This is a genomic window from Actinospongiicola halichondriae (genome assembly GCF_049103745.1).
Taxonomy (GTDB): domain Bacteria; phylum Actinomycetota; class Acidimicrobiia; order Acidimicrobiales; family Salinilacustritrichaceae; genus Salinilacustrithrix; species Salinilacustrithrix halichondriae.
Window position 1 is genome coordinate 2639870 of record NZ_CP171622.1, and the last position, 24717, is coordinate 2664586.

Here is a 24717-nt window from a genome sequence, read left to right on the forward strand (position 1 = left end):
CCGTAGGCTGTGGGCGTGGCGACCACCGAGCCAGAGGCGGCGTCCGGGACCGATGTCCCGGGCCTCCCCGACCACCTCGTGTTCTACGACGGCGTGTGTGGTCTGTGCGCATGGGCCGTGCGCTGGCTGCTCGATCACGATCCCCATGGCCGCCTGCAGTTCGCTCCCATCCAGGGCGAGACAGCTGCGTCACTGGGCATCGAATGGGACGACGACGCTCCGCCGAGCGAGGCCAGCGTGATCTTCCTCGACTCGACGGGTCCCGAGCCTCGGATCGAACACCGGTCGCGGGCTGTCGCCGCTGCCCTCGAGGCCGCGGGATCGTGGCCGGTGGCACGCCTGCTGATCCGAGCGACGCCTCGACCGCTGGCCGACGTCGTCTACCGCTTCGTCGCCGCGATCCGTTACCGGATCTGGGGCAAGCACGACCAGTGCGAGATCCCGAGCCCCGAGCGACGCTCGCGCTTCCTTCCCTGACGGGATTCCGGGCCGGTCAATCCAGGTAACGTCCGTTTCCATGCCCACCGCTGCAGAAGTCCGCGCCCAGCTCACCGGTCCCGAGGGGATGTTCGAGATCGTCACCGAGACGGTGGACGGCATCGATCTCCAGGTCTACAAGGAGCGCATGCCGAGCCTCCGCTCGATCCCGGAGCTCTCGCTCCTGCGTGGCGAGCAGACCTACCTCCAGCACGGCGACGACGTGTGGAGCTTCACCCGCTTCATCGAGACCGCCAACGGCGTCGGCCGGGCGCTCCGTGAGCCGGTGTCCGAGGGAGGGGCGGGCGTCGCTCACGGTGATCGGGTCGCGGTCCTCAGCCAGAACAACCCGGAATGGTGCCTCACCTTCTGGGGAACCGTCACCGGCGGCGCGATCCTCGTCGGCCTCAACGGCTGGTGGAAGGCCGAGGAGGTCGTCTACGGCCTGCAGGACTCCGGCGCCAAGGTGCTCGTCGCCGACCAGAAGCGGTTCGAGCGGATCGCCGACCAGCTCGACGCCTGCCCCGATCTCGAGCGCGTGTACCTCGTCGGCTGCGAACCGTCCGACTTCGCCGATGCTGTCGGTGCCGCACACGTCGACAAGCTCCACCGCTACGACGAGTTGACCGGCTCCCCCACCGGCGAGTTCCTCGACACTCCCATCGACGAGGACGACACGGCGGTCATCTTCTACTCGTCGGGCACCACCGGGAAGCCCAAGGGCATCATGTCGACCCACAGGAACATGGTCGCCAACCTGCAGAACACGATCTTCAACTCCGTGGCCGGCTCGATGCTCGGCGGCGGCGCCATCCCCGACGGCAGCGACGGGCAGACGGTCTCGCTGTTCACCTCACCCCTGTTCCACGTCTCGGGCTGCCATTCGACGCTGGTCGTCGGCATGGTCGCCGGACTCAAGCTCGTGATGCCGGTCGGGAAGTTCGAGCCCCAGGACGCACTGCGGATCATCGAGGAGGAGAAGGTCAACGTCTGGGCCACCGTCCCGACGATGATCTGGCGGGTCTGTGAGTACCCCGACCGCCACGACTTCGACACCTCGTCGGTGACGTCGGTCGCGTTCGGCGGATCACCGTCGGCCGAGGAACTGCAGCGCAAGATCCGCGAGACGTTCCCCAACGTGAAGACCACCTCCAACGCCTACGGGCTCACCGAGTCGTCCTCCGTGGCGACGGTCAACACCGGCGAAGGTGCCATCGCGAAGCCCACCTCGGTCGGACCGCCGGTCCCCACCGTCGAGATCCAGGTCGTCGACGCTGCCGGCGACACGCTCCCGGTCGGCGACGTCGGCGAGATCTGCATCAAGGGCCCGATCATCATGAAGGGCTACTGGAACAAGCCCGAGGCCACGGCCGAGACGCTGGTCGACGGATGGCTCCGCACCGGTGACATCGGCTACGTCGACGACGAGGGGTTCGTCTTCATCACCGACCGCAAGAAGGACATGATCATCCGCGGCGGCGAGAACATCTACTGCGTCGAGATCGAGGAGCGGCTGGTCGGCCATCCCGAGATCGCCGACGCCGCCGTGTACGGCGTGCCCCACCCGGAGCTCGGCGAGGAGGTGAAGGCCACGGTGCAACTCGAGGCCGGATCGTCCCTCAGCGAAGCCGAGGTGAAGCAGTGGGTCGCCGACGGTCTCGCCAACTTCAAGGTCCCGGCCTACCTCGACCTCACGAGCGACAAGCTGCCGCGCAACGCATCGGGCAAACTGCTCAAGAACGTCCTCCGCGGCGAGGGCGTCGTGAGCTTCGAGGAGACGATGTGAACGTCGGCAGGCTGCTGGTGGTGGGGGCGCTCGTCCTCGCTGCCGCGGCCTGTGGCGGGGAGTCGGCCGAGGAGTCCGTCGCTCGTGCCATCGCCGCCGACCTGCGATCCGAGGAGGCGTTCGCCGCCGACATCTCGGACGAGGAGGCACGCTGCGTCGGCGACGGCATCGTCGCCGACCTGGGCGTCGACGACGCGCGGACCCTCGGGCGCGACGGCGACGCGACGAGCGACGACGACGAACCGCCGGCCTTCGCCTTCGAGTCGCTCACCGCCGGCGACGTGACCGCGATCGGCCAAGCGATGGAGACGTGTGTCGAAGGGCTCGATGCGATCGTCGTCGATCTGATCGCCACCGGCATCCTCGAGTCACCCGACGACGACTTCCCGGTCACCGACGCCGAGGCACAGTGCGTCGGCACGTCGGTGGCCGAGAGCATTCCGTTCGGACGGCTGCTGGCCATCGGTCTCGAGGGCGACGGTGCCCAGGACCTCGGCGAGCTGTCCGACGACGAGGCCATCTCGTTCGGCACCGCGTTCTCGGCCTGCGTCGACGTCCGCACGATCCTGCTCGACCAGGTCCGTGACAGCGGGGCGGACGCCGAGGTCGTCGCGTGCCTCGACGACCAGATCTCCGACGAGGCGATCGAGCTGCTGTTCGTCGACACCTTCGCCGGCAACGAGGCGTCGGCCGAGGGTGCATTCGCCGAGGCGATCGACGCCTGTACCTGAGCGGCGGAATACCAGCGGCTCGGACCGGTTCAGACGCGTATGGCCTACGACCCGATGAACGACGACGAGATCCGAGCATTCGTCCGCGCCACGCCCGCACGGACCGTCGCCGCGAGCACCACCCGCAAGGACGGACGGCCCCACGTCGCCCCGGTGTGGGTCGAGTTCGACGGTGAAGACATCGTGTTCAACACCGGCTCCGGCACGGTGAAGGGACGCTCTCTCGCACGCGACCAGCGCATCTCCCTCGCCTTCCACGACGACGTCCCGCCGTTCAACTTCGTCATCGTCGAGGGCACCGCGACCCTCATCGACGACCTCGATCAGGTCGCCGAGTGGGCCACTCGGATCGGCGCCCGCTACATGGGACCCGATCGAGCCGACGAGTACGGCGCCCGCAACGGCGTCGAGGGGGAACTCCTCGTGCGGGTCACGCCGACGAAGACCATCGCCATGAAGAACGTCGCCGACTGAACGTCAGCGTGCCGCCACGTGATCGGCGATGGATCGGGCCAGTCCCTCACCGCCCGCGAAGTCGGGCTTCCAGCCGGTCGCGTCCTTGAAACGCGCGTTCGAGATCCGGTGCGAGCGAGCGAGCACCTCGGACGACGGCATGAGCCGGCGGACCACACCGGTCGGCAGGTGGAACGGTCGCCCCTTCCCCAGCTCCTCGGCCACGGCCGCTCCCGCCTGGCGGCGCGTGGGCGGATCGTCGTCGGCGATGTTGTAGACCCCCGGCGCCACCGTCAGCGCAGCGACGACGGCGCGCGCCGCAGCATCCATCCCGATGAACGACATGTAGGCGTCCGGATCCCCGACGAGCGGGTTGGACCGCATGGCGAACGCTCGTGCGTATGTCGAGATGTGGGAAGCATCCGGTGCGTGGAACTGCGCGAAACGGAGCACGACTCCGGCACCGTCTGCGTACCCGAGCGCCGCACCCTCGGCGACGTCGACCGACGCACTGAACTCCGACGCCGGCCGAGGCGTGTCCTCGTCGACCCAGGCATCGCCACCGTCGACGTACGGGAACGTGATCGACTCCTGGACCAGACGCCCGACGTCGTTCATCCGAGCAGCATCGGCGAGGTTGACCGATCCCTCGGTCCGGATGCGGTCGTTCTCGGACCAACTCGCCGCCCTGGCCGCCTTGCTGAGCGGGGGGATGTGCGTGGCGAGGTTCACGACGGCGTCGTGACCGGCCACCGCCGACCGGAGGCCCGCTGCGTCGAACAGGTCGACGCGGACGGGGGTTCCTCCCATCCGCTCGACCAGGCCATCGCGCTCCTCGGTCCGGGCCACCACGGTGAGGTCGTGTCCGGCTTCGACGAGAGCGGGTACCGCTCGCCGGCCGATCACGCCGGTTCCTCCTGCGACGAAGACCTTCATGTGCTCGCTCCTCTGTTCAGGGTCTGGTCGAGCCAGACCGCACTCTCGGTCAACTGCCTCGGGTCGACGACCGACGCGAGGTTCCCGCCGATCTCGGCGAGCGTCACGCGGCGGAGCTCGGCTCGCCACGCATCTTCGGCACGCCACATCGCCAGCGCGATGGAGCACGTGTCCCGGTAGCAGGAGGGGTCGTCCTGGGATGCAGGTCCCCGTTGACGGATCTCGCTGCAGCGGAAGGCGGTGCCCTCACCATCGACTGCCAACGTGATGTCGAGCAGCGTGATCTCCTCGGCCGGACGGGCCAGGCGGAAACCACCGCGAGGTCCTGGCACCGATGAACAGATCCCCGCGCGCACCAAGGCCTGGAGATGTTTGGCCAGGTACGCCGGCGGCACACCGTGGAACTCGGCGAGCTTGCCCGCGGGCAACGCCTGATCGTCCGGGACGAACGCCAGCATCGTGCAGCTGTGGATCGCCCATTCGACACCCTCACTCATCCGCATTACCCGGACACTAGACATCCCGGATATTCATTGTCCAGATAATGAGTTCTCAGGTCGTCTGACTGAGGGCCTCGACCAGGGGGAAGAGAGTCCCCCGTGGGCCTCGTTCCGACTCTGAAACCCGATCGCCTGTCGCGGCACGCCGACGTCCTGCGACTCCTCGTGCGCCATGCTCGGCCCGACCTGATGGACCAGGCGGGGCTCGAGGCCGAACTCCAGGACCTCGAGACCGCGTCCGAGGGCGATGGCGCCGGCGAAGTCGAGGCCGCCGAACGGTTCGCATCCGACCTCGAGGGCATGGGCCCCACGTTCGTGAAGCTCGGGCAGATGCTCTCGACTCGGGCCGACCTGCTCCCTGCCGTGTACCTGGATGCGCTGCAACGACTCCAGGACGAGGTCGAGCCGATCCCCGTCGAGCAGGTCCGCCAGGTCATCGAACGCGAACTGGGCGTCCGGACACAGGACGTCTTCGCCCGGTTCGATCCCGAACCTCTCGCGGCTGCTTCCATCGCCCAGGTCCATCGGGCGACGTTGGCCGACGGCCGCGAGGTGGTCGTGAAGGTCCAGCGACCCGAGATCGCCGAGACCGTCCGACGCGACCTCGACGTGCTCGCCGACCTGGCCGGCATCGTCGACGCCACCACCGAACTCGGCCGGCGGTTCGCGTTCGTCGACTTCCTCGACATGTTCCGCACCAGCTTCGTCGCCGAACTCGACTTCCGGACCGAGGCCGACAACCTGCACACGTTCGCCGCCCTGCTCGAGGACCGTGAGCACCTGAGCGTGCCGGCGCCGGTCGACCGACTGGTGACCCGCCGGGTCCTGACGATGGACTTCGTCGACGGGCGCAGCGTTCGCGACCTGTCGCCCCTCGCTCGCCAGGACATCGACGGCTCGGTCCTGGCCGACGAGCTCGTGCGGGCCTACATCGACCAGATCCTCGTGCACGGGATCGTCCACGCCGATCCACATCCGGGCAACGTGCTGCTGACCGACGACGCGCTCGTGCTCATCGATCTCGGCATGGTGGCCCGGCTCGGCCACCGCATGCGTGACCACATGCTCGACCTCACGCTGGCGATCGCCGAGCAGCGGGCCGACGACGCCGTGCGGGTACTGGAGGACGCCGGGACGCCGCTCGCCGACTACGACCGCGCCAGCCTCGAGGTCCACCTGGCCGAACTGCTCGGGCGCCACGCCGGCGCAGCGATCTCCCGACTCGACACCGGATCGGTGCTCCTCCAGCTCTCGCGTGCATGCGCGGCGGCCGACCTGCGTCCCCCCGCAGAACTCGCGATGGTCGGCAAGGCGCTCCTGCACCTCGACGAGGTCACCCGGTCGCTCGACCCCGACTTCGTGCCCAACGACACCGTCGTCGACCACACCGGGGCGCTCCTGCGCCACAAGGTCGAGTCCGGCGCCAGCCGGGTACGAGCCGCACGCGCCGCCCTCGACACGGCGCGCCTGGTCGAGAACCTCCCCCGTCGCGCCGATCGGATCCTCACCGACCTCGCCGACGGCAACCTCCGCGTGAACGTCGACGCCATCGACCAGGACGAGCTCATGCGAAGCATGGAGAAGATCGCCACCCGGGTCACGACGGGCATCGTCCTGGCCGCCATGCTCGTCGGCGCCGCGCTGGCGATGCGCGTCGAGACCGACGTCACCCTCCTGGGTGCGCCGGCCATCGCCGTCGTGTTCTTCGTCCTCGCCGCGATCGGGGGCCTGGTGTTGCTCGGACACGTCCTGGTCACCGACCGCCGCGATCGGATGCGGCGACGACGGTCGACCTGACGCCCATCGCTCGCGCTCGGATCTCGTCGAACGCGAAACCAGTGGGCCCCGACCGGCCTACGGTCACCGCATGCCCGACGATTTCGAGCGTCTCGACGCCACCGCACAGTCCGCCCTGATCCGATCCGGCGCAGCCACGTCACGCGAGATCGTCGTGGCGGCGATCGGCCGTCTCGAGTCGCGGAACCCGGTACTCAACGCCGTGATCCATCCCACGCTCGAACGGGCACTCGACGCGGCCGAGTCACCGGCCTCGGACGGCCCGTTCGCCGGGGTGCCCTTCCTCAGCAAGGACCTGGTGTCCCACGAGGCCGGGCTTCCGTTCCACGAGGGCAACGCGCACCTGAAGGAGATCGGCTGGACCGCCGACGAGGACCAGGTGCTCGCGGTCCGCTTCCGCGAGGCCGGCCTCATCTCGCTCGGACGGACCAACGTCCCGGAGTTCGGCATGAGGCCCGTGTGCGAACCGGTGGCGTACGGACCGACCAACAACCCGTGGAACCTCGAGCACAACCCTGGCGGATCGAGTGGCGGATCTGCTGCCGCCGTGGCGGCCGGGATCGTCCCCGTCGCCCACGCGAACGACGTCGGTGGGTCGATCCGAGCACCGGCCTCGCACTGTGGACTGGTCGGCCTCAAGCCCAGCCGGGGGCGCTCGTGCATGGCGCCGGACTTCTTCGACGCCATGGGCGGACTCGCCGAGGAACTCGTCGTCTCGCGGTCGGTCCGCGACACCGCAGCAGTCCTCGACGCGGTCTGCTCCCGACCCGCGACGGGCGATTGGCACCCCACCTGGCCGTCCAGCGCCTCGTACGTCGAGGACGCGGCGACACCGCCGGGTCAGATGCGGATCGGGTTCGTCACGGCAACGGCCTCAGCCGTCGTGGACGAGCCCGTACAAGCCGCGATCCGCGCCACGGCGGCCGAACTCCAACGTCTCGGGCACATCGTGACCGAGGAACACCCCGAGGCGCTCGACGAGGACATCGGCGCCTTCGCGATGCCGCACTACGCCTCGGGTACCGCATGGGCCATCGACCACCACTGGCCCCGCGTCATCGGACACCCGATCCCGGACGAACAGCTCGAGCCGATGAACCTCCTGCTCCGGGAGATCGGGCGTTCGGTCACGGGCGCCGGCCTCCTCGAGGCGCGCGAGCTGGCGCAGGCGTGGACGCGCCGGATGCTCGGCTGGTGGACCGACCACGACGTGCTTCTCTGCCCGGTCGTGCCGACGCCTCCGCCACGTACGGGCGACGACCACGACGACGCTCGACTCATCGCCTGGTGCGCTCCGTTCAACGTCTCGGGCCAGCCGGCCATGGCCGTGCCCGCGTCACTGCACGGGGGTCTCCCGATCGGCGTACAGCTGGTGGCAGCGCACGGACGCGAGGACGTCCTCATCCGCGTCGCTGCCCAGTTGGAGGAGGCGACCGGGTGGCTCGAACGCCACCCGGTGACCCCCTACTCCTGAACGCCTATTCCTGAGCGCCGCCTGCGGCGTCTTGGACCGAGGTCTTGCCGGCGGAGATGAAGGGCATCATCCCGCGCAGTTCCTTGCCGACCTTCTCGATCGGGTGGTCCTCGCCGGCCTTGCGGAGGCGGTCGTAGTTGGCGCGGTCGCCGTTGGCCTCGTCGACCCACTCCTGGGCGAAGCGGCCGTCCTGGATCTCGTCGAGGACCTTGCGCATCTCGGCCTTGACGGCCGGCGTGATGATCCGCGGCCCGCGGGTGAGGTCGCCGTACTCCGCGGTGTCGGAGATCGAGTAGCGCATCCCGGCGATGCCCTCTTCGTACATGAGGTCGACGATCAGCTTGAGCTCGTGGAGGCACTCGAAGTACGCCGACTCGGGCTGGTAGCCCGCCTCGGTGAGCGTCTCGAAGCCGGCACGGACGAGTTCGGTGAGGCCGCCGCAGAGGACGACCTGCTCACCGAAGAGGTCGGTCTCGGTCTCCTCGGTGAAGGTGGTCTCGAGGATGCCGGCGCGGCCGCCACCGATGGCGTCGGCGTAGCTGAGGGCCAGCGCCTTGGCCTTGCCCGATGCGTCCTGGTCGACGGCGATGAGGCACGGCACGCCGCCGCCCTCGGTGTAGGTCCGGCGCACGAGGTGGCCCGGGCCCTTGGGGGCGATCATGATCACGTCGACGCCCTCGGGCGCCTTGATCAGGTCGTAGCGGACGTTGAAGCCGTGCGTGAAGCACAGGGCGTCGCCCGAGGAGAGGTTCGGCGCGATCTCGGCGTCGTAGATCTCCTTCTGCTTCGTGTCGGGCAGGGTCATCACGATGAGGTCGGCCTCGGCGCACGCATCGGCGACGGACAGGACCTTGAGACCCGCGGCCTCGGCCTTGGCCTTGGAGGACGAGCCCTCGCGGATGCCGACACGCACGTCGACGCCGGAGTCGGCGAGGTTCTGGGCGTGGGCATGACCCTGCGAGCCGTAGCCGAGCACGGCCACCTTGCGGCCACGGATCAGGCTCTGGTCGGCGTCAGCTTCGTAGTACACGGTTGCAGGCATTCGAGGTTCCTTCTCTGGGAATCTGTCGTCACTTCCTCAGGACAGTCCTGAGCGATCGACGAAATTTTCGGTTTGGGAGTGTGTCAGGTGGCCCTGGTGGGGACCGATTTGAGTCGGGGTGGTGTGCGTTCGAGTTTGGGGAGCGCGACGCGGCCGGTCCGCTGGAGCTCGACGATCCCGTAGGGGCGCAGGAGCTCCTCGACGTCGTCGAGTTGGTCGGGATGTCCGTGGACGGCCATCGACAGCTCGTCGAACCCGACGTCGATGACCTGACCGTCGAACACGTCGATCAGCTCGATGACCTGTCCTCTGACCGACGGATCGGCCTTCACGGTGGCGATCATCAGCTCGCGCTCGACCGAGTCGGCGGGGTCGAGCTCGGAGATCTTGACCACGTTGACCAGCTTGAAGAGCTGCTTGGTGATCTGTTCGAGCGGCGAGGACTCGACGTCGACAACGATGGTGATGCGACTGAAGCGCTCGTCGTCGTCGGTCGGGGCGACCGCCAGCGAGTAGATGTTGAACCCCCGTCGGGCGAACAGCGCCGCCACGCGGGTGAGCACGCCGGCCTTGTTCTCGACGAGGACGACGAGCGTGTGGTGGCGGATCGGCTTGGTGACAGCCATCAGAGTCCCTCCCCCGTCTCGGCGGCTTGGGTGGGGTGGACCATGACCGTCGAGTTGGACAGCCCCGAGGCGACCATGGGGAAGACCTTCTCGGATGCATCGGTGCGGAAGTCGATGACCACCGGACGGTCGTTGATCTCGTTGGCCTTGAGGATGGTCGGCAGGACCTCCTCCGGCGAGTCGACCCGGAACCCGGCGCAGCCCATGGACTCGGCCCACATCTTGTAGTCGGGCACGTCCTTGCTGAGGAACACCTCGGAGTACCGCTCGTCGTAGAACATCTCCTGCCACTGTCGGACCATGCCGAGGTAGCTGTTGTTCAGGATGGCGATCTTCACGGGGATCTTCTCGACCGTGGCCGTGACCAACTCCTGGGCGGTCATCTGGAAGCAACCGTCGCCGTCGATGGCCCAGACCATCCGGTCGGGCATGGCCGCCTTGGCGCCGACGGCGGCGGGCACCGAGAAGCCCATGGTGCCGAGGCCGCCGGAGTTGACCCAGGTGTAGGGGTGGTTGAAGTGCCAGTACTGGCTGGTCCACATCTGGTGCTGACCGACACCGGAACACACGATCGTGTCGTCTGGCGTGTTGTCACGGAGGGTCTCGAGCACGAACTGCGGCTTGAGCTTTCCGCCCGGCTCCGGCGCGTCGTAGTGAAGGGGATGACGCTCCTGCCACCCGCTCAGCGTCGACTTCCACTCGCTCGAGTCGGCCATGGTGCGACCACTGTCGAGCAGGCCTTTGATGGTCGTCACGAGCTCCTCGATGACGAGGCGTGCGTCGCCGACGATGGGGACGTCGGGTTGACGGTTCTTGCCGAGTTCAGCCGGGTCGATGTCGGCGTGGATCACCTTCGCGTGCGGCGCGAACTCGTCGAGCTTGCCGGTGACACGATCGTCGAACCGGGCGCCGAGGGTGATGAGGAGATCGGTCTCCTGGAACGACATGACCGCGGTGTAGTTGCCATGCATGCCCGGCATGCCGAGGCACAGCTCGTGGTCGTCGGGGAACGCGCCACGTGCCATCAGGGTCGTCACGACCCGGATGTCGGTCAGCTCGGCCAACTCCTTCAGCGCCTCAGCGGCTCGCGCCTTGAGGATGCCTCCACCCGCGTAGATGACCGGGCGCTCGGCGGCGAGGATCAGCTCGGCCGCCTCCTTGATCTTGCGGGGGTGACCCTTGGTCGTGGGCCGGTAGCCGGGGAGGCCGGCGACGACCTCCTCGTCCGTCGGCCAGTACCACTCCATCATCGAGCGAGGATTGGTCGGGTCGACGATGTCCTTGGGGACGTCGATGAGGACCGGACCCGGGCGGCCCGTGGTGGCGATGTGGAAGGCCTCGCGCACGACGCGTGGGATGTCCGCGGCGTCGGAGATCAGGTAGTTGTGCTTCGTCACCGACATCGTGATGCCGGTCGTGTCGCACTCCTGGAATGCATCGGAGCCGATGGCCGCATAGGCCACCTGACCGGTGATGCAGATCATCGGGACCGAGTCGAGGTAGGCGTCGGCCAGCGGGGTGACCACGTTGGTCGCCGCCGGTCCGGAGGTCACCATGCAGACGCCCGGCTTGCCCGTGACGTGGGCGTAGCCCTCGGCCATGTGGCCGGCGCCTTGTTCGTGTCGCACCAGGACGTGCCGGATCGAGGAGTCGATGATCGGGTCGTACACCGGGAGGATCGCGCCGCCCGGCAGACCGAAGATGATGTCGACCCCCTCCATCTCGAGAGCCTTGATGAGGGCTTGTCCCCCGTTGAGTTGCACGATCAGCTCCTGTGGTTGCGTGGTGAGAGTGTTCCCGAAAACGACGACGACCTCCCATTCGGGAGGTCGGAGGGCGCACGCGGACGGTGTTCGACGACGTGCGCTAGTGGAGTACTACCGAGAGTCGACGGATGGTCTGCACGGGAACGAGTATCGCAGCCGGGGCCACGAGAGACAACCGACAACCATCGGGCGGCAGGAGAAGGAGAGTACGAAAGGGACGAAGAACCCTTGTCGGACAAGGTTTCGACTATGTTGTCCCCGCCTGACGTGATGTTCGTCACGTCTTCGTCCTCTCAGGAGTCACCCGTGCAGATTCGCCGCTACGCCCTCATGCTCACCGCGCTCGTGGGTCTCTCCGCAGCGCTCCTCCTCGGCTACTCGTCCAGCGCATCGGCCCAGACCGACTGCACCACCACGACGAGCACGACGGCCGACACCACCACGACCACCGAGCCGGACAACGGGTCCAACGGCTCGAACGGGTCCAACGGTTCGAACGGCTCCAACGGGTCCAACGGCTCGGCCAGCGACGCCAGTGTCTCCGGCCTCGCCGCCGGCTCGGTCGCCGTTCCCTTCCAGGTCGGCTGCGACGACACCGGCGGCGGCTCGCTGCCCGTGACCGGCGGCAACGCACTCCTCACCCTCGGCATCGCCGGTGGCATGGTCACGGTCGCACTCGCGGCCCGCCGCATCGCACAGTCCCGCATCTGACACGGGCTTGCCCGCGACCGCCCCTGGGGCGGCGAGGCGCTGGGGACCGCGCCGATCCATCACTGTTGCTGCCCTGCTGATCCTCGGCGTGCTCCTGGCGGGCACGATCGTCGATCTCCTGCGCATCCGAGCTGACCTCGAGTCGGGCAAGGATCGCCTCGACGCCCTGGACCTCGATCAGATCCGCGAGGTCGGGATCGAGGCGATCCTCGACGACGCCGCTCGTGACCTGTCCCACGCGTCCTCGGTGGCGGACGGCAGCCCGTTCTTCGCTGTCCTCGCTCCCCTGCCGGTCGTCGGCGACCAGATCGAGGCGTTCCGCGACCTGGCACGAGCCGCCGAGACGCTGGGCGATGAGGCGGCCGTCACCGGCGGACGGGTCGCCGACGCCCTCGATCGCGCGGGCGACGACCCGGCGGCACGTGTCGAACTGCTCGAGGTCGTCGGCGAGGAGCTGATCCGAGTCGAACGAGTGGCGCGCGATCTCGAGGTGGGAGCGGACGGGAACCTGCTCGGCCCGGTCGCAGACGCCCGTGCCTCGCTCGTCGAGTCGCTCGACGAGATCCCCGACCGTCTCGCACCCCTTCGAGCGCAGGTCGCGGCCCTGCGCGACCTGCTGGCCGGACCGACCGAGTACCTCGTCATGGTCGGGAACAACGCAGAGATGCGAGCGGGCGCCGCCATGCCACTCCAGGTCGGCGTCGCGACGCTCGGCCGTGGCGACATCGAGCTGAGCGAGTTCAAGGCCGCGACCAAGGAACTGTTCACCACCACGCCGACCGGCGAGTTCAACGCCGACATCGACCCGGCGCTGGCGGCCACCTACCCGAACTGGTTGCTCGGGATGGACTTCCCCGAGACCGCCGTGATCCCCGACTTCCCGCGTACGGCACCGATGTTCGCCGACATCGCCGAGGACACCCAGGGGTGGGTCACGGGCGGCGCCATCCACATCGATGCCCTCGCGCTCGCCGAACTGCTGGACGTCGTCGGACCGATCGTCGTGGACGGGACCGAGTACAACAGCGAGACCGCGCCGCAACTCGTCCTCAACCAGACCTACATCGACTTCGACGGCGTGCCCCGTGCACTCCGACGAGACGCGCAGAGTGACCTCGCGCAGAAGCTGTTCGAGGCCATCGAGGAACGCGACGTCGACCTCCTCGATGTCGTGGCGGCACTCCAACGGTCGGCCGAGGGACGACACCTGATGGCGTGGTCGCGCGACCCCGTGCTTCAGGACCTCTTCGCGTCGCTGGAGATCGACGGCGACGTGACCGGGGACGAGACCCTCGTCTCGGTGCAGAACACCGCAGCCAACAAGCTCGACTGGTACCTCGACGCCGCCGTGGACGTCACCGCGGTCCGAGCCGACGACGATCACTGGCTGGTCACGCTCGAGACCACCGTCGTCCACCCCGACCGCGAGTTGACCGTGAAGTACATCGAGGGGCCCTACTTCGACGACGGGACGCATCGCATGCTCGTCACCACCCAGGTCCCGGCGGCCGCCACCGAACTCGCCATGCCCGGCGCCCAGGTCTCCGAGATCGGCTTCGACGGCGAGTCGAAGGTGATCGGCACCCGGTTCACGCTCCCGAGAGGCGAGTCGAGGGTCGTGACCACGACCTATCTCCTCCCCCGCTCCATCCCCGGCATGCGGGTGCTCCCGTCGGCCCGTGTGCGACCGGTCCCCTGGACCGTGAACGGCGTGCCGTTCGACGACGGACAGGTCGTGGGCATCGGGTTCGGGCCCTTCCCCGAGCAGGCAGACGAGCGGTGGCTCGTCGCTGCGTGGGCCGGCGTCCTCGTGGCCGCTGCCGGCGCCACCACCGTTCTCGTCGGCGCTCGTCGAGACCCCGACCGCGACGGCGCACGCGCCGCGACCATCGACAACGTGACCGGCGCGACGCTCGTGTCGCTCGGGTTCGTCCTCGTGCTCGTGGCTGGTCTGCTGGCCTAGACCTCAGACGACGGCCTCAGACGCCGGCGACGTCCTTGAGCTCCTCGAGCGCATCCTCGAGCATGTGGCACAGATCCCACAGGTCGGGCACGGCGTCACGACAGGCGACGAGGCCGAAGTCGCATCGGCCGTTGTACGACATGATCGTGATGTTGAGCCCTTGCGTGTCGGCGATCGCCGACACCGGAATGTAGGTCAACATCTCCGCACCACCGGAGTACAGCGGGAACTGCGGTCCGGGCACGTTGGAGATGATGACATTGAAGGGCGGGTCGACGCGGTTGGCCAACGCCGTGCGGGCCATCACGCGTGACGCACGGGCGGCGATCGCCGGCGGGGCGAAGTCGGCGACCTCGGTGAGGAGGTCGGCCGGGAGGGCACCGAGACTCTCCTTGGCACGCGTCGTCTCGCCGTGGATGACCTGGAGCCGCTGGACCGGGTCGGCGACGTCGGTTGCCAAGGCGGCGAGCATGCCCGACACCTGGTTGCCGTACGTGTTGGCCTGGTCCTCGGTACGGACCGAGACGGGGATCATGCACCGCAGCGACTCCTCGGGGAGTTCGCCGTGCTTGTCGAGGTAGGCACGGAGCGCGCCGGAGCACATGCCGAGCACCACGTCGTTGACCGTCACGCCGAGCGCCGTCTTGACCGCCTTGATCTCCTCCAGCGACACCGCGGTGTAGGCGAAGCGACGGTGCGGGCCGATCTTGTTGTTGAACCGTGTCGAGGGCACGGTGAATCCACCGGTCTTGGAGATCGCCGGCGGCTCGTCCTCCAGCCGCCGGGCTCCCTGTCCGAGCAACTGTGCCACCGGTTGCGGGAGGCGCTTGGCCATGCTCGCCACGTCGATCGCCCGACCGATCGCCGGGAGCTCCTGGAGAGCCCGGACCACGATGCGGCCCTGCTTGTAGGGCCGTGTCGCGAGCGAGGTCAGTCCTCGCACGAGCATCTCTTCCTGGCTGGGGGTCGCCTCGCGCTCGGGCATCGGCGGGAGATCACGTGGACCGGCCTCCGGCTCGAGGTCGAGGATGTTGCCGAGCAACTGCGCCCCGCCCACGCCGTCGATCGCTGCATGGTGGACCTTGGTCAGCTGCGCGATCTTGCCGCCCTCGAGACCGTTGATGACGTAGAGCTCCCACAGCGGCCGGCTGCGGTCGAGGGGACGAGCGATCAGCCGAGCGACGAGCTCGGCCACCTGCTCCGGGTTGCCCGGCGGAGCGACTGCCGTCTCCCGGATGTGGAAGTCGAGATCGAGGTCAGGATCCTCGATCCAGTACGGATGGTCGAGGTTGAAGGGGACCTCGACGAGCTTGCGCCGCATGGGATCGAGGAGGGAGAGCCGCTCGCGGAAGAGCTCCTTCGTCGCCTCGTACCCGCCACCGTCGGTGTCCTTCGGGTCGAAGACGATCAGCGACGACACATGACCGAACGTCGTCGACGATTCCATGTAGAGGAAGGAGGCGTCGACCCCGGTGAGTTGCTGCATCTCGGTACCCCTCGTTGCGGATGTCACGCACATCGTGGCCGATGCACGTGACATCCGCCACTGCCGAGGGTTCAGACCGGCGTCAGCTCCCGACGGCGGCGCCGGCGAGCGGCCGGATCTGCCGCGAGGCGATGTGTTCCGGACGGCGCTGGGGAGCCGAGTAGGGGTCACGCAATGCGTTCTCGACGCTGTTGAAGACGATGAACAGATTCCGTCGCGACAGCGGCGACACGTTGCTCGAAGACGCATGCAGGAGGTTCGAGTCGAAGAAGGTGACCGATCCCGCCGGGCCGGTGCACTGTTCGATCCCGCAGTGTTCGTAGACCTCGAAGAGACTCTCCTCCTCGGGGACACCGACCTCCTGGCGCTTCAGCGACGTCTCGTGGTTCGCGTCCGGGGTCGGCTCGACGCACGAGACGAACCAGTGGTGCGAACCCGGCATCACCATCAGCGGGCCGTTGAACTCGTGGTTGTCGGTGAGCGCCACGCTGGCGCTGAGGCAGCGGGGAGCGGGCATGCCGTCCTCGGTGTGCCAGGTCTCGAAGTCCGAGTGCCACTGGAAGTCGCGGCCGCGCAGGCTGGGCTTGCGGTTGACCCGGCTCTGGTGCACGTACACGTCCGAGGCGAGCAGTTGACGCGCCACCCCGGCGAGACGATCGTCGCCGCACACCGAGGCCAGCGGACCGTCATCGGCGTGGAACGCGAAGACGGACCGGACGGCATCGGACTGAGGCTCCCGGATCACCCGGTGGGCGTCGTCCGCGGTCATCGAGTCCATCAACGCGTGGAGTGCCTCGTCGAACCATTCGACCTCCGAGGTTCCGAACACGTCCTCGACGGTGAGGAATCCTCGCTCGTCGAAGCGGCGCACCTGCACCGCATCGAGCGGTCCCTCGCCGCCGGGGTACACCACCGGATGGCGGCGGGGCAGCAGTTCGGGCGGACGACCGAGCCTCGAGGGGTACAGGTCGCGTTCGGTGTCGATCGATGGGGCACGCAGCGTCTTCATGCTGTGGCGGGGTCCTCCGTGTCTTCCAGGGTGAGCAGGGGGTAGGCGCCGTCCTCGTCGTGGGTCTCCTGACCGGTGACGGGCGGGTTGAACGTGCAGACCATCCGGAGGTCCTCCTCGGCTCGCACGATGTGTTGATCGTGCTGATCGAGCAGGTAGATGGTCCCGGGACCGATCTCGTGGACCTCGCCGGTGGCCTTGTCCTCGATGGTCCCCTTGCCGGCGATGCAGTACACCGCTTCGAGGTGGTTCTTGTACCACATGTGCGTTTCGGTGCCGGCGTACAGGATCGTGTCGTGCATGGAGAATCCCATGCGGTCGTCGGCCAGCGAGAGCCGGCGCGACTCCCAGGTCTCGGCCTTCACGTCGCGGTCGGTGCCGACGATGTCGTCGAGGTTGCGGACGATCATGACTGGTTCTCCGTGTCCTTCTGGGCGGCTCGTTCTGTCCGCAGATCTTCCACCATCTTCTCGTCGAAGTCGGCAGCGATCTCGGCCAGGATCTCGATGGCCCGGTCGATCGCCTCGTTGGTGACGACGAGGGGCGGGAGGAGCTTGATGACCTCGTCCTCGGCACCGGCGGTCTCGATGATCAGGCCACGCTCGAACGCACCCTGCGCCATCATCTGCGAGATCTCGGGGACCGAGGCCTCCAGACCCATGATGAGCCCGCGACCGCGGACGTCGGAGAAGAGACCGGGATGATCGGCCATGAGCGTCTCGAGGCCGGCACGGACTCGTGCCGACTTGGCGTCGACCGAGCTCGTGAGGCGGTCGTCGGTCCAGAAGTGCTCGAGCGCCGCCGTCGCGGTGACGAACGCCGCGTTGTTGCCGCGGAACGTGCCGTTGTGTTCGCCCGGATCCCAGACGTCGTGCTCCGGCTTCATCAGGACCAGGGCCATGGGGAGCCCGGATCCGGCGAGCGACTTCGACAGCGTGACGATGTCGGGGTCGATGCCCATCTCCTCCCAGGAGAAGAACGGGCCGGTCCGGCCGCAGCCGACCTGGATGTCGTCGATGATCAACAGGATCCCGTGGCGCTTGCAGATCTCGTCGAGACCGCGCATCCACGTGGCGGAGGCGGGGTTGATGCCACCTTCGCCCTGGGTGGTCTCGACGATGACCGCGGCGGGCTCGTCGAGTCCGCTGGAGTCACCCATGACCATGGTCTCGAGGACGTGCAGGCTGTCGACGTCGTCGCCCAGGAAGTTGGCGAACGGCATCGACGTGGCGTTGCCGAGTGCGACACCGGCCCCGCCGCGCTTCATGGCGTTGCCGGTGACCGACAGCGAGCCCAGCGTCATGCCGTGGAAGCCGTTGGTGAACCCGACGACCCGGTCGCGTCCGGTGACCTTGCGCGCCAACTTGAGCGCCGCCTCCACCGCGTTCGTGCCGGTGGGTCCGGGGAACTGGAGCTTGTACTCGAGGTTCCTCGGCTTCAGGATCACGTCGTCGAAGCGCTCCATGAACGAACGCTTCGTGGTCGTCGACATGTCGAGCGCGTGGATGAAGCCGTTGTTCGACAGGTGCTCCTGGAGCGCCTTGATGAGCACTGGGTGGTTGTGTCCGTAGTTCAGGGCTCCGGCGCCGGCGAAGAAGTCGAGGTACTCCTTGCCGTCCTCTGCCTTCATGATGTGGCCTTGTGCCGACTCGAACACGGTCGGCCATGAGCGGCAGTAGCCGCGTACCTCGGACTCGAGGCTCTCGAAGATCTCCATGGATGTCTCTGCTTCCTGGGTTGCGGATCTGGGGGGGGCGTTCGTTCTCGTCCGGGTGCGCGCGGGAACCCGCGGCGACCCGACGACGACTAGGGGGCGTTCACCGGGCCGATACGGAATCGGACCTCTCGCTCGTGGCCGGGCGGAAAGACGTCCTCGGGGAAGAGGTCGTCGGTCACCACTGCAGCCGAGTGTCGTTCGCCGAACCGGCGGAACAGCGTCTCCGACGCGACGTTGGTCGGTGTGACCGTCGCCTCGAGATGGTCGAGACCCGTCCGCTCGGCCAGTTGGTCGAGCAGCGAGCCAGCGATGCCACGTCGACGATGCCCGTCGTCGACGCCGATCTGCCAGACGAAGACGGTCCCGGGTTCGTCGGGACGGGCGAACGCGGTGACGAAACCGATGGGCGTGTCGTCGTCGTCCTCGGTCGTCGCCACGACCGTCGTGTCAGCGAAGTACTCGGCCCACAGGAGGTAGGCGTACGGCGAGTTCTCGTCGAGACCGTTGGCTCGTGCCAGGGACCAGAGCGCCGACCCGTCCGCCATCCGAGGTCGTCGGAAGCGCAAAGCAGATCCATTGGCGTTGGCCGTCAGGGGTGGCACGTCGTCTCCATTGATACCGGTCTCTACCCCGGAACACAAAGACCAGAACGTGAACAACGCCACACCACGGACGAAGTGGCGGACGGAGTCCGCCGGGCGCAGCGGCTCAGGCTTCGGTGACGGCGCCCTTCTCGGCGCCGGCGGCGAGGCGGGCGTACTTGGCCAGAACGCCCTTGGTGTAGCGCGGTTCGGGATGCTTGAGCGACAGTCGCCGCTGCTCGAGGTCGGCCTCGTCGACCAGGAGGTCGATGGTGTGGTCGCGGACGTCGATCCGGATGCGATCGCCCTCCTCGACCAGGCCGATCGGGCCACCGTCGACGGCTTCGGGCGCCACGTGACCGATGCAGAAGCCGTGGGTGCCACCGGAGAAGCGGCCGTCGGTGATGAGCGCGGAGTCTCCCCGCGTCCTGCACCCTTCATGGCGCCGGTGATGGCCAGCATCTCGCGCATGCCCGGTCCGCCCTTGGGTCCCTCGTACCGGATCACCAGGACGTCGCCGGCGTTGATCTGGCCGTCGAGGACCGCGTCCATCGCGTCCTGTTCGCCGTTGAACACACGTGCGGGACCCTCGAAGTGATCGAAGTCGATCCCGGCGACCTTCACCACCGAGCCCTTCGGTGCGAGCGTTCCCGTGAGGATGGCGAGGCCGCCGATCTCGTGGATCGGGTCGGACAACGGGTGGATGACCTCACCGTCGGGGGCGGGCGGGTCGATCTCGGCGAGGTTCTCCGCCACGGTCTTGCCGGTCACCGTCATGCAGTCGCCGTGGATCAGGCCGGCGTCGAGCAGGTGCTTCATGACGACGGGCACGCCGCCGATCCGGTCGATGTCGACCATGTGGTACTTGCCGTGGGGCTTGGTGTCGGCGATGTGGGGCACCTTGGCGGCGATCTCGTTGAACACCGACAGGTCGAGTTCCACCTCGGCCTCGTAGGCGATGGCGAGGAGGTGGAGCACGGCGTTGGTCGAACCACCGAGTGCCATGACGACGGCGATGGCGTTCTCGAACGCCTCCCGGGTCATGATCTGGCGCGGGCGGATGCCCTTCTCGATCAGGTTCATCACGGCCTGGCCGGAGGCGTAGGCGAGATCGTCACGTCGGCGGTCGACGGAGGGTGCGGACGCAGATCCCGGCAACGACATGCCGATGGCCTCGGACACCGCCGCCATGGTGTTGGCGGTGAACATGCCGGCGCACGAACCCTCGCCCGGACAGGCGTTGCGTTCGATGGCGTCGAGCTCGGACTGGTCGATGGTGCCGGCGGCGCGGGCGCCGACAGCCTCGAACACCGACACGATGTCGAGAGCCTGGCCGTTGTGGTGCCCGGGGAGGATCGAACCGCCGTAGAGGAACACTGCGGGAACGTTGATCCGGGCAGCAGCCATCAACATGCCGGGCAGCGACTTGTCGCAGCCGGCGAAGGTCAGCAGGCCGTCGAGGCGCTCGGCGTGCATGACCGTCTCGACCGAGTCGGCGATGACCTCACGGGAGACCAACGACGCACGCATGCCCTCGTGGCCCATCGAGATGCCGTCGCTGACCGCCACGGTCACGAACTCGATCGGATAGCCACCGCTGTCGCGGACCCCGACCTTGGACCGCTTGGCCAGACGGTCGAGCGGCATGTTGCAGGGGGTGACCTCGTTCCACGACGACGCAACGCCGATCTGTGCCTTGCCCCAGTCGTCGTCGGTCATCCCGATGGCGCGGAGCATGGCGCGGGCCGGTGCCCGCTCCATTCCGTCGGTGACGTCGCGCGATCGGTGCTTGATGTCGACCGGGGTGGTGGAGGTCTCGTCTGCGTTCTCTGGGGAGTTCGGCACGGCGCAAGGGTAGACACCCACCCCACATCGAGACACCACGCGATCGATGCGACGGCGTGTCAACATCGCCCGGTGAGCACCACTGGCACCACTCTGGGGACCCGAACCGGGCGCGGCGGCACGTCGGACGAGCCCGAGACCCCGGCCACGATCGTGTTCGTGCACGGGGCGTGGCACGGGCCGTGGTGCTGGGAGCAGTGGAGCGCCGAGGCGCGGCGCTCGGGCTACCCCACGGCCTCGATCACGCTGCCGGCGCACGACCGCCCCGGCAGTCGCAAGCGGATCTGGCCCCGGATGGGGAGCTATCTCGCCCACGTTCGCACCGTGGTCGACTCGATCGACGGTCCCGTCGTCGTCGTCGGGCACTCCATGGGCGGATACGTGACCCAACGGATCCTCGAGGACCGTCCGTCCAACCTGGTCGGCGTGGTCCTCGTGGCCTCGGTGCCTCGGCGCGGTGTGGCCGGGGCTACGTCACGTCTGCTCCGCCACTCGCCCGGCCCGACCATCCGGGCGTTGCTCACGGCCGACCTCTTCCGTGTGTGCCACACCGAGACGCTCGCTCGCCGAGCGTTCTTCTGCGCCGACACCGATGACGGGGTCGTGCGGGCAGCCCACGCGCGCATCCAGAACGAGTCCTATCTCGTCTTTCCGCCGATGCTCGCTCGCTTCACCCGCCCAGGGGTCGCCGACGTGCCGGTCATGGTCCTCGCCGCGCAGGACGACGGCATCTTCTCTGTGCGGTCACAGCGCCGCCTCGCCAAGGCCTACGGCACCAAGCTCCAGCTGGTCCCCGGCGGTCACGACGTCATGCTCGACGTCGCCGCCGACGGTTCGCTCCACCTGGTGCTCGACTGGGTCCGACAGACGATCCGGTGACACGTGCGCGTCCATGACCGGGAGATCGCTCGACTGGCGATCCCCGCGCTCGGCGCGCTCGTCGCCGAACCGCTCTACGTGCTCGCCGACACCGCGGTGGTGGGCAACATCGGGACCACCGAACTCGCAGGCCTCGCCGTGGCGTCGTCTGCCCTCCTGTCCGGCTACGCGATCTTCATCTTCCTCGCCTACGGGACCACTGCCGCCGTGTCCCGACTGCTCGGCGCCGGCCGCGAGGACGACGCCGCAGCGCAGGCCATCCAGGGGCTCTGGCTGGCCGTCGGCATCGGCGTCGTCGTCGGAACCGTGGCGGTCGCGTTCCCCGGTCCGATCGTCGGCGTGCTCGGAGCCACCGGACCGGTCCGGACCAACGCCGAGATCTACCTGCGCATCTCGGCGCTGGGGATCCCGGCGCAGCTCCTGACGTTCGCGGGAACCGGCTACCTGCGCGGTCTCCAGGACACACGGACACCCCTCCTCGTCGCCGTCGCCGCAGCCATCGGCAACCTGGTGCTCGAGGTCGTCCTCATCTTCGGGTTCGGGTTCGGGATCGGAGCGTCGGCGCTCGCCACCGTGGTCGCCCAGGTCCTCACCGCCGCCGTGTACGTCGCGATGGTCCGTCGTGCCGTCGTCGAGCGTGGACTCTCGTGGATGCCCGACCTGGCGTCGATCCGGGCGCTCGGCCGGACCGGCGGGGACCTGTTGGTGCGGACCATGGCGCTCCGAGGAGCGCTCACCCTGACCACAGCCGTGGCGGCGCGGATCGGCGCGACCGAGGTCGCAGCGCACGAGATCGCGTTCGCGGTGATGAGCCTGCTCGCGCTCGCACTGGACGCCATCGCCATCGCAGGGCAGGCGTTGATCGGCCGTCACCTCGGTGCCGCCGACTCCGCCACCGCACGGGCCGTCGGTCGGCGCATGCTCGAACTGGGCATCGGTGCCGGCGTGGTGTCCGGGTTGATCGTCCTCGCCGTCCGGCCGGTGCTGCCGTCGCTGTTCAGCAACGACGACCACGTCGTCGCCCTCGCAGGATTCCTGCTGCTCTGGGTCGCCGCGCTCCAGCCGCTCAACGCGCTCGCCTTCGTGCTCGACGGCCTGCTCATCGGCGCCGGCGACATGCGGTTCCTGGCCATCGCGATGGTCGGTGCCCTGTGCTGCACCGTTCCGGTCGCCGGCGCCGTCCTGTGGCTCGACCTCGGCATCGGCTGGGTCTGGGCCACGGTCGGCGTGCTGATGGCGTCGCGCTGCCTCGCGCTCACCGCGCGGTGGCGGTCGGATGCGTGGGCCGTCACCGGCGCCGAGCGCTGACCAGTCGGAAGGCGACCACCAGCGCCGCCACCGACCACACGACGCCCCACACGACCAGCACCGACGCGGTGTAGTCGCGCGACAGGAACGACGGCTCTCCTGCGGTGACCCCGTAGCCGCGGACCAACGGCCAGGCGACGAGTGCGACGACGGCCGACACCGCCGCTGCGGCCTGCACCGGCCCGACGGCGGCGCGGGGGACGAACCGCAGCAACAACCAGCCGAGCACACACACGGCCGGAGCGACGATCAGGTCGTGGACGACGGCGCCGCCGACGAAGTAGGTCGCGATGTTGACGAGACGATCTCCAGGGAAGGTGTCGACGAGCCCCCACAGGCCGTAGGCCACGACGGGAACACCGAGGACGAGGCCGACCCAGAAGCCCACGCCGTACGAGGGCTTCGGCTCGTCGCTGGTCAGGAACTGCTTCACGAGACGCGCACCTCGGTGACCCACTTGGTCTGGTTGACGCCGGGACGGTTGGGGCCGATCAACCGCACCGGATACCCATGGTCGATGTGCAACTCCTCGCCGTTGATCTCGAGCGCCAGCAACGTGTCGCCGTCGCCGGCATGGTTCGCGTTCACGAACGAGGAGCGGAAACCGCCGCGTTCCTGCAACGACACCACGGTGCAACTGCTGCCATCGGCCGCCCCTGCCATGGCGAGCAGGTCACGGAGACGCACGCCCCGCCATCTCGCCGACTTGCTCCACCCTTCGACACACGCGATGGGCAACTCGGCCTCGTGCAGCTCCAGCGATCGGAGGTCGTCGAGCGTGAACGCCAGCTCGCGTGCCACGGCACCGGTGACGCGGAGGCGGTAGTCGGGCGACTGCGCGGCGTCGGTCACTCCACGCCGACGGGCTGACGAGTTCACCGGGAATCCTTGTGGGCCCTTCGACAGGTCACGTGGGGAGAACAGCCCGAGACGTCGGAACGGCGCGATGGTCTGTGCTCCCACCGATGAGGCGAGGAACACGGACAGGCCGCCGACGACCGCCAGGAACCCACGACGCCCGAGCCCGCCGTCCGCTCGCGGTTCCGCCGGGTCACCGTCACGCCGCAGGACCCGTCGCGTCGTGGCGACCTTGGCGCCCACGTGCGCCACGAGGCCGCCGATGGTGATCCATGCCGCCCAGTAGTGAGCCGCGACGAAACCGAACTCCCACGGGTACCAGGCGACGATGTTGTTGAAGCCCGTGAAGAGGAGGAAGATCGCTCCGCCGACCAACGGCAGGAGTGCGATCCGCTCGATCAGGTGCGGAAGGGAAGCGACCGGGGGAAGGCGGAAGAACTTCGGCAGGACGGTCCACAACTTGGCGAGGAGCAGGGGGATCGACAGGACACCGGTGAAGACGTGGAGTCCCTGGGTGACGCGGTAGAGGCCCGCTGGTCGAGCGGGGAAGGCGACGATCGGGTCCAGGCTCTGCGCCCAGTGCGAGAAGAGGCCGGTGGCGAAGCACACCGTGAAACTGACGCCGAGTGCGATGCCGAGGATCGCGGCCGTCCGCTCGTCGCGCAGCGGCGAGGCGGGTCGTTGGCCCTCACCGCTCCCCCGCACGAGATCCGGCCACTCGATCGACGCTGCCATGACCCCGGAACCTACGGACTGTGCACGCACGGCGGGG

The 24717-nt window shown here is 68.4% G+C and carries 22 protein-coding genes and 1 pseudogene; 10 read left to right on the top strand and 13 right to left on the bottom strand.

Annotated features, from left to right (window positions below; all coding sequences use genetic code 11):
- Positions 1–15 precede the first annotated feature (15 nt).
- The 4 genes from AB8619_RS12975 to AB8619_RS12990 are packed head-to-tail and all read left to right on the top strand — an operon-like array spanning position 16 to position 3468.
- A complete protein-coding gene (locus tag AB8619_RS12975; RefSeq protein WP_436793050.1) occupies positions 16–477 on the top strand; it encodes a thiol-disulfide oxidoreductase DCC family protein in 462 nt (153 codons plus the stop codon).
- A 40-nt stretch (positions 478–517) separates the two neighbouring features.
- Positions 518–2263, top strand: a complete 1746-nt coding sequence (locus AB8619_RS12980; RefSeq protein WP_436793051.1) for a class I adenylate-forming enzyme family protein — start codon at positions 518–520, stop codon at positions 2261–2263.
- Positions 2260–2994 carry a hypothetical protein gene (locus AB8619_RS12985; protein WP_436793052.1) on the top strand — a complete coding sequence of 245 codons (735 nt, stop codon included), beginning with the start codon at positions 2260–2262 and terminating at the stop codon, positions 2992–2994. The genes AB8619_RS12980 and AB8619_RS12985 overlap by 4 nt, the downstream gene beginning before the upstream one ends.
- Before the next feature lie 54 nt (positions 2995–3048).
- Positions 3049–3468, top strand: a complete 420-nt coding sequence (locus tag AB8619_RS12990; protein ID WP_436793053.1) for a PPOX class F420-dependent oxidoreductase — start codon at positions 3049–3051, stop codon at positions 3466–3468.
- A gap of 3 nt (positions 3469–3471) precedes the next feature.
- Here AB8619_RS12990 and AB8619_RS12995 read toward each other — a convergent pair whose 3' ends face one another.
- Together AB8619_RS12995 and AB8619_RS13000 are read right to left on the bottom strand one after the other, a co-directional pair.
- Complete coding sequence (locus AB8619_RS12995) at positions 3472–4383, bottom strand: NAD-dependent epimerase/dehydratase family protein (RefSeq protein ID WP_436793054.1); 912 nt, start codon at positions 4381–4383, stop codon at positions 3472–3474.
- Complete coding sequence (locus tag AB8619_RS13000) at positions 4380–4886, bottom strand: RrF2 family transcriptional regulator (protein WP_436793055.1); 507 nt, start codon at positions 4884–4886, stop codon at positions 4380–4382. Before AB8619_RS13000 ends, AB8619_RS12995 begins: the two co-directional genes overlap by 4 nt.
- A gap of 96 nt (positions 4887–4982) precedes the next feature.
- Here AB8619_RS13000 and AB8619_RS13005 point away from each other — a divergent pair, with 96 nt between their 5' ends.
- Both AB8619_RS13005 and AB8619_RS13010 read left to right on the top strand, forming a co-directional pair.
- Positions 4983–6680, top strand: a complete 1698-nt coding sequence (locus AB8619_RS13005; protein ID WP_436793056.1) for an ABC1 kinase family protein — start codon at positions 4983–4985, stop codon at positions 6678–6680.
- Positions 6681–6750: 70 nt separating this feature from the next.
- Entirely contained in the window at positions 6751–8154 is a 1404-nt protein-coding gene (locus AB8619_RS13010) for an amidase (RefSeq protein WP_436793057.1), read from the top strand.
- Positions 8155–8158: 4 nt separating this feature from the next.
- Here the strand turns inward: AB8619_RS13010 and ilvC are convergent, their stop codons facing one another.
- The 3 genes from ilvC to AB8619_RS13025 form a co-directional block, all read right to left on the bottom strand.
- Positions 8159–9196, bottom strand: coding sequence for a ketol-acid reductoisomerase (gene ilvC, locus AB8619_RS13015; protein WP_436793058.1), 1038 nt, complete (start codon positions 9194–9196; stop codon positions 8159–8161).
- 83 nt (positions 9197–9279) lie between these two features.
- On the bottom strand, positions 9280–9822 hold the full coding sequence (gene ilvN, locus AB8619_RS13020) for an acetolactate synthase small subunit (protein WP_436793059.1): 543 nt from the start codon (positions 9820–9822) through the stop codon (positions 9280–9282).
- Positions 9822–11591 (bottom strand): acetolactate synthase large subunit, encoded by a 1770-nt coding sequence (locus tag AB8619_RS13025; RefSeq protein ID WP_436796386.1) that lies wholly within the window; start codon positions 11589–11591, stop codon positions 9822–9824. The genes ilvN and AB8619_RS13025 overlap by 1 nt, the downstream gene beginning before the upstream one ends.
- 303 nt (positions 11592–11894) lie before the next feature.
- On the opposite strand from AB8619_RS13025, the gene AB8619_RS13030 reads away from it, so the two are divergent.
- Both AB8619_RS13030 and AB8619_RS13035 read left to right on the top strand, forming a co-directional pair.
- The gene (locus tag AB8619_RS13030; protein WP_436793060.1) at positions 11895–12299 is read left to right on the top strand and encodes a hypothetical protein; all 405 of its coding nucleotides are present in this window, start codon (positions 11895–11897) and stop codon (positions 12297–12299) included.
- Between the two features lie 7 nt (positions 12300–12306).
- On the top strand, positions 12307–14262 hold the full coding sequence (locus AB8619_RS13035) for a DUF4012 domain-containing protein (RefSeq protein ID WP_436793061.1): 1956 nt from the start codon (positions 12307–12309) through the stop codon (positions 14260–14262).
- A gap of 16 nt (positions 14263–14278) precedes the next feature.
- Here AB8619_RS13035 and AB8619_RS13040 read toward each other — a convergent pair whose 3' ends face one another.
- The 6 genes and pseudogenes from AB8619_RS13040 to ilvD all read right to left on the bottom strand — a co-directional run bounded on the left by AB8619_RS13040 (position 14279) and on the right by ilvD (position 20816).
- On the bottom strand, positions 14279–15748 hold the full coding sequence (locus AB8619_RS13040) for a WS/DGAT/MGAT family O-acyltransferase (RefSeq protein WP_436793062.1): 1470 nt from the start codon (positions 15746–15748) through the stop codon (positions 14279–14281).
- A gap of 82 nt (positions 15749–15830) precedes the next feature.
- Entirely contained in the window at positions 15831–16757 is a 927-nt protein-coding gene (gene thpD, locus AB8619_RS13045) for an ectoine hydroxylase (protein WP_436793063.1), read from the bottom strand.
- Positions 16754–17167, bottom strand: a complete 414-nt coding sequence (locus AB8619_RS13050) for an ectoine synthase (RefSeq protein WP_436793064.1) — start codon at positions 17165–17167, stop codon at positions 16754–16756. Before AB8619_RS13050 ends, thpD begins: the two co-directional genes overlap by 4 nt.
- Positions 17164–18474: a diaminobutyrate--2-oxoglutarate transaminase gene (gene ectB / locus AB8619_RS13055; RefSeq protein ID WP_436793065.1), complete on the bottom strand. Its 1311-nt coding sequence runs from the start codon at positions 18472–18474 to the stop codon at positions 17164–17166. The genes AB8619_RS13050 and ectB overlap by 4 nt, the downstream gene beginning before the upstream one ends.
- 89 nt (positions 18475–18563) lie before the next feature.
- On the bottom strand, positions 18564–19139 hold the full coding sequence (gene ectA / locus AB8619_RS13060) for a diaminobutyrate acetyltransferase (RefSeq protein WP_436793066.1): 576 nt from the start codon (positions 19137–19139) through the stop codon (positions 18564–18566).
- Between the two features lie 43 nt (positions 19140–19182).
- Positions 19183–20816 (bottom strand): annotated as a pseudogene (ilvD, locus tag AB8619_RS13065) (dihydroxy-acid dehydratase).
- Between the two features lie 156 nt (positions 20817–20972).
- On the opposite strand from ilvD, the gene AB8619_RS13070 reads away from it, so the two are divergent.
- Both AB8619_RS13070 and AB8619_RS13075 read left to right on the top strand, forming a co-directional pair.
- A complete protein-coding gene (locus AB8619_RS13070; protein ID WP_436793067.1) occupies positions 20973–21779 on the top strand; it encodes an alpha/beta hydrolase in 807 nt (268 codons plus the stop codon).
- Positions 21780–21782: 3 nt separating this feature from the next.
- Positions 21783–23087 carry an MATE family efflux transporter gene (locus tag AB8619_RS13075; protein ID WP_436793068.1) on the top strand — a complete coding sequence of 435 codons (1305 nt, stop codon included), beginning with the start codon at positions 21783–21785 and terminating at the stop codon, positions 23085–23087.
- Here AB8619_RS13075 and AB8619_RS13080 read toward each other — a convergent pair.
- Positions 23068–23520, bottom strand: a complete 453-nt coding sequence (locus AB8619_RS13080) for a hypothetical protein (RefSeq protein ID WP_436793069.1) — start codon at positions 23518–23520, stop codon at positions 23068–23070. The genes AB8619_RS13075 and AB8619_RS13080 overlap by 20 nt on opposite strands.
- On the bottom strand, positions 23517–24680 hold the full coding sequence (locus AB8619_RS13085) for a molybdopterin-dependent oxidoreductase (protein ID WP_436793070.1): 1164 nt from the start codon (positions 24678–24680) through the stop codon (positions 23517–23519). Before AB8619_RS13085 ends, AB8619_RS13080 begins: the two co-directional genes overlap by 4 nt.
- Positions 24681–24717 lie beyond the last annotated feature (37 nt).